Origin of the sequence: Paracoccus sp. (in: a-proteobacteria) (assembly GCF_030604785.1) — a bacterium.
In the GTDB taxonomy this organism is placed as follows: Bacteria; Pseudomonadota; Alphaproteobacteria; order Rhodobacterales; family Rhodobacteraceae; genus Paracoccus.
In genome coordinates, this window is sequence record NZ_JAUVVF010000076.1 from 1 (window position 1) to 5,177 (window position 5,177).

At 65.8% G+C, this 5,177-nt stretch carries 4 protein-coding genes; 1 reads left to right on the top strand and 3 read right to left on the bottom strand.

Going from position 1 to position 5,177, the window contains the following annotated elements:
• Both QAR72_RS15465 and glgB read right to left on the bottom strand, forming a co-directional pair.
• Positions 1-931, bottom strand: a 931-nt coding sequence (locus QAR72_RS15465; protein ID WP_304618271.1) for a glucose-1-phosphate adenylyltransferase, incomplete at its 3' end; no start/stop codon positions are given.
• A gap of 22 nt (positions 932-953) precedes the next feature.
• Entirely contained in the window at positions 954-3,128 is a 2,175-nt protein-coding gene (glgB, locus tag QAR72_RS15470) for a 1,4-alpha-glucan branching protein GlgB (protein ID WP_304618272.1), read from the bottom strand.
• A 131-nt stretch (positions 3,129-3,259) separates the two neighbouring features.
• Between glgB and QAR72_RS15475 the strand changes: the two genes are divergently transcribed.
• On the top strand, positions 3,260-4,861 hold the full coding sequence (locus QAR72_RS15475) for an alpha-glucosidase (RefSeq protein ID WP_304618274.1): 1,602 nt from the start codon (positions 3,260-3,262) through the stop codon (positions 4,859-4,861).
• Positions 4,862-4,880: 19 nt separating this feature from the next.
• Here QAR72_RS15475 and QAR72_RS15480 read toward each other — a convergent pair whose 3' ends face one another.
• Positions 4,881-5,069 (bottom strand): hypothetical protein, encoded by a 189-nt coding sequence (locus tag QAR72_RS15480; protein WP_304618273.1) that lies wholly within the window; start codon positions 5,067-5,069, stop codon positions 4,881-4,883.
• Positions 5,070-5,177: the final 108 nt, after the last annotated feature.

A 5,177-nucleotide genomic window follows, 5' to 3' on the forward strand; every position in this document is an offset into this window, starting at 1 on the left:
CATGGATGAACTTCGCGGGCGGCACGCTTTCGGAATAGGTCCAGATCGGCCAGTCGCGGTCCCACAGGTTCAGTTCGGGCACGAAATCGGTCAGGTCGATATTCGCGCGCCAGAAGGCATCGACCGTGCCCACATCCTTCCAATAGGCCGGCGCGCCCGGCGCCCGGATGCACGACGTGTCGAAGCGATGCGCCATCGCCTTGCCGTTCTTCACGATCTCGGGGATCAGGTCATTGCCGAAATCGTGGCTGGAATTCGTGTCCTCGGCATCCTTCAGCAGCAGATCGCGCAGGAAGGCCCAGTTGAAGACGTAGATCCCCATCGAGGCCAGCGCATGATCCGGATCGCCCGGCATCGAGGGCGGATCGGCAGGCTTTTCCAGAAACGAGGTGATCCGCCCGGTCCCGTCCACCGCCATGACCCCGAAGGCCGAGGCCTCGGCGCGCGGCACGGTCAGGCAGCCCACGGTCACGTCGGCGCCGCTGGCCACATGCTCGCGCAGCATGACCTCGTAATCCATCTTGTAGATGTGGTCGCCCGCCAGGATGATGATGTAATCCACCCCGTAATCGTCCACGATGTCGATGTTCTGCGTCACCGCATCGGCCGTGCCGCGATACCAGTGATCCTCGGATGTGCGCTGGCTTGCGGGCAGGATGTCCAGGAATTCGTTGCGTTCGGCGCGAAAGAAGTTCCAGCCCCGCTGGCAATGCCGGATCAGGCTGTGCGCCTTGTATTGCGTGGCGATGGCGATCTTGCGGATGCCGGAATTCATCGCATTCGACAGCGCGAAGTCGATGATCCGCGCCTTGCCGCCGAAATAGACCGCCGGCTTGACGCGCCGGTCGGTCAGTTCGCGCAACCGCGACCCCCGGCCCCCGGCCAGGACGAAGGCCATCGCCCGGCGCGTCAGTCTCTGCGTTTCGACCATGATATGTCCCTCCCCCGTGATGTCAGGTCTCGGCGACGAAAAAGACCGTCGCAAGCGGCGGCAGCGTCACCGTGATGCGCGCAGGTTGCCCGTCCTGCGCGCCCTCCTCGGCGGTGACGCCGCCCAGATTGCCCATGCCGCTGCCGCCATAGGCGGCGGCATCCGTGTTCAGCGCCTCGCGCCAGCGCCCCGCGCGCGGCACGCCGAGGACAAAGCCCTCGCGCGGGACCGGCGTCAGATTGCAGGCGACCACGACCGGCGCATCGCCCGCCTCGCCCCACCGGATCCAGGCCAGCACCGATTGCGCGGGATCGCTGGTGATCCACTGGAACCCCTCGGGGACGCAATCGCGCACATGCAGGGCGCGCGTGCCGCGATAAAGCGCGTTCAGGTCGCGCACCAGCGCCTGCACCCCGGCATGGGCGGGCTGGGCGGCGGCGTGCCAGTCCAGTTCGCCATCGTGGTTCCATTCATGAGCCTGGGCGAATTCGCAGCCCATGAACAACAGCTTCTTGCCCGGATGGCCCCACATATAGCCGTAATAGGCGCGCAGATTGGCGAATTGCTGCCAGGAATCGCCCGGCATCTTGGCCAGCATGCTGCCCTTGCCGTGCACGACCTCGTCATGGCTGATCGGCAGGATGAAGTTCTCGGAAAAGGCATAGCTGATCGAATGGCTCATCAGGTTGTGATGCCAGGACCGATGCACCGGATCATGCGCCATGTAGCGCAGGCTGTCGTTCATCCAGCCCATGTTCCACTTGTAGCCGAAGCCCAGCCCCCCCGCATGGACCGGAGCCGAGACACCGGGAAACGAGGTGCTTTCCTCGGCCACGGTCATCACGCCCTCGCATTCGCCATAGGCTGCGATGTTGGTCTGCTGCATGAAGGCGATGGCCTCGTAATTCTCGCGCCCGCCGTCCTTGTTGGGCAGCCATTCGCCATCCTTGCGCGAATAGTCGCGGTACAGCATCGAGGCCACCGCATCCACGCGCAGCCCGTCCAGATGGTATTCCCGCAACCAGTAAAGCGCGTTGGCGGTCAGGAAATTCGCGACTTCCAGCCGGCCGTAATTGTAGATCAGCGTGTTCCAGTCCTGATGAAAGCCCTCGCGCGGGTCGGCATGTTCGTAAAGCGCGGTGCCATCGAAACGCACCAGCCCGTGCGGATCGGTCGGGAAATGGCCGGGCACCCAGTCCAGCAGCACGCCCAGCCCCGCCTGATGCGCGGCATCAACCAGATCGCGGAATTCGTGCGGCGGGCCGAACCGGATCGTCGGCGCGTAGAGCCCGACCGGCTGATAGCCCCAGGACCCGTCAAAGGGAAACTCGCTGACCGGCATCAGCTCGATATGGGTGAAGCCCATGTCGCGGACATAGCCGACCAGATCACGCGCCAGTTCGCGATAGGACAGCGGCCGCCCGCCTTCGTCCCACCGGCGCCGCCAGCTTCCCAGATGAACCTCGTAGATCGAGACGGGGGCGCTGCGCCCCTGCGCCGCGCCGCGCCGCGCCATCCATTCGGCATCGCGCCAGCCATAGCCCGCGATGTCGCGCACCACGCTGGCCTGTTCCGGCGGATGCTGGCTGCCGAAGCCAACCGGATCGGCCTTTTGCGCAATGCCGCCATAGGCATCGAGGATCTCGTATTTGTAGATCTCGCCCTCACCCAGACCGGGCAGGAAGATCTCCCAGAAGCCCTGGCCCACGCGGCGCATCGGGTGACGCCGCCCGTCCCAGGCGTTGAACCCGCCCACGACCGAGACCCGCCGCGCATTCGGCGCCCAGACCGCGAAATGCACACCCGCCACGCCCTCGTGCACCGTCGCATGCGCGCCGAGCGCCTGCCACAGGCGGCGATGTGTTCCCTCGGCCAGCAGATGCAGATCCACCTCGCTCAGCACCGGACCAAAGCGGTAGGGGTCGTCGAAGTCCCATTCCTGGCCCTGGCCGTTCCGCGCGCGCAGCCTGTAGCCGCCGGCCGGGATCACCGCGCGGAACAGGTCGCCCGAGACTCGCTCCATCTCCTGCGGGCCCTCGGCGGTCAGCGCCCAGAGCGCCGCCAGATCGGGGTGGAACACCGTCAGAACCTGCAGCTTGCCCTGCGGCTTCGGGCCCAGAATTGAAAACGGTTGCGAACAGCGCCCCTCGGCCAGAGACAGAAAATCGGCCCGGTCAACACCTTGATAATCAACCATTTCCACCAGAACCCTTCAAAAGCCGGCGCAAAGATTCGGACTTTCTTTTCGTGAACGCTAACACCTTGTTTTGCATCCCGCTATAGTCTCGCTTGAACATTGGAAATCCCTTGGCGGCAGGAGGTCGGATGATGGCGGAATGGTGGCGTGATGCGGTGATCTACCAGATCTATCCACGCAGCTTTCAGGACAGCAATGGCGATGGCGTCGGCGATCTGCCGGGCATCACGCGCAGGCTGGACCATGTGGCGGCGCTCGGGGTGGACGCGATCTGGCTGTCGCCCTTCTTCACCTCGCCGCAAAAGGACATGGGCTACGATGTCAGCGATTACTGCGACGTGGACCCGCTCTTCGGCACGCTGGACGATTTCGACGCGATGGTCGCGCGCGCGCACGAGCTGGGCCTGAAGGTCATCATCGACCAGGTGATCAGCCATTCCTCGGACAAGCATCCTTGGTTCGAAGAAAGCCGCCAGTCGCGCGACAATCCGCGGGCGGACTGGTATGTCTGGGCCGATCCGAACCCGGACGGCACCCCGCCGAACAACTGGCCCTCGGTCTTCGGCGGCCCGGCCTGGGAATGGGAACCGCGGCGCCGGCAATACTACCTGCACAATTTCCTGATCGAGCAGCCCGACCTGAACCTGTGGAACCCCGAGGTGCAGGACGCGCTGCTGGACACGATGCGCTTCTGGCTGGAACGCGGCGTGGACGGCTTCCGGCTGGACACGGTCAACTATTACTTCCACGACCGCGCGCTGCGCGACAACCCGCCCAATCCCGACCACAAGGGCCCCGAAACCTACGGCTTCCAGCGCCATGTCTATTCCAAGAACCGCCCCGAGAACATCGCCTTCCTCAAGCGGATGCGGGCGCTGACCGACGAATACGATGCCCGTATGATGGTCGGCGAGGTGGGCGATGGCGGCCAGACGGCCATCGACATCATGGCCGAATACACGGCGGGCAGCGACCGGCTGCACATGTGCTACAGCTTCGAGATGCTCAGCGCCGAATTCACCGCCGCCCATTTCCGCCGCTCGATCGAGGGCGTCCAACAGGGCGCCCCGGACGGCCACAGCTGCTGGTCCTTCTCGAACCATGACGTGGTCCGCCACGTGACGCGCTGGTCGCCCCATGCGCGCGACCCCAGGGCGCTGGCGCTGCAATCGGCGGCGATGCTGCTGTCCTTCCCCGGCACGATCTGCCTCTATCAGGGCGAGGAGCTTGGCCAGACCGAAACCACCCTGGTCTACGAGGAGCTGACCGATCCCCCGGCGCTCCGCTTCTGGCCCGAGGTCAAAGGCCGGGACGGCTGTCGCACCCCGATGGTCTGGGACGAGGCCGAACCCCATGCGGGCTTCTCGACCGCCGCGCCCTGGCTGCCGGTGAAGCCTGAACAGGCCGCCCGCGCGGTGGCGGGCCAGACGGCGAATGACAGCATCCTCGCGGCCTATCGGGGCACGCTGGCCTTCCGCAAGTCGCAGCTCCCCCTGCGCTACGGCGCGACGACCTTCCTCGACCTGCCCGAGCCGATCTTGGCCTTCACCCGCACCCATCATGGCCAGACGCTGACGGCATTGTTCAACCTCTCGCCGGACCCGGTCGCGCTGTCGGTCAGGGGCGAGACCGCGCTGACCGGACCCTGCGCCGCGACACTGGCCGGCGCGCGCCTCGATCTGCCGGGCAACGGCTTCGCCTGGCTCGAGGGGGCGCCCACGCTCTCGGCCTGACATGATGACGGCCCGGCGCTCAGCCGCCGGACCGTCGCCGCACGAAAAGCGCAAACCCCAGATAAAGACCCGCCGCCGCGAAGATCATCCCCCAGAACGGGCTGGCCAACCAGAACTCGACCCCCGCCCAGGCCAGAGGCAGCACGACGCACAGAACCCGCACCCAGAGCGGGCGAAAGAACGGTGCCTCGGGATCGACCAGTTTCATGCGGAACCCTCTCTTTGCCTTGGTTCAAATATCCCGGGGGGTCCGGGGGGCTGGCCCCCCGGCCGTCGCGGGACGCAAAAGACCCCGCTGCCATGGCGGGTCGGCGGC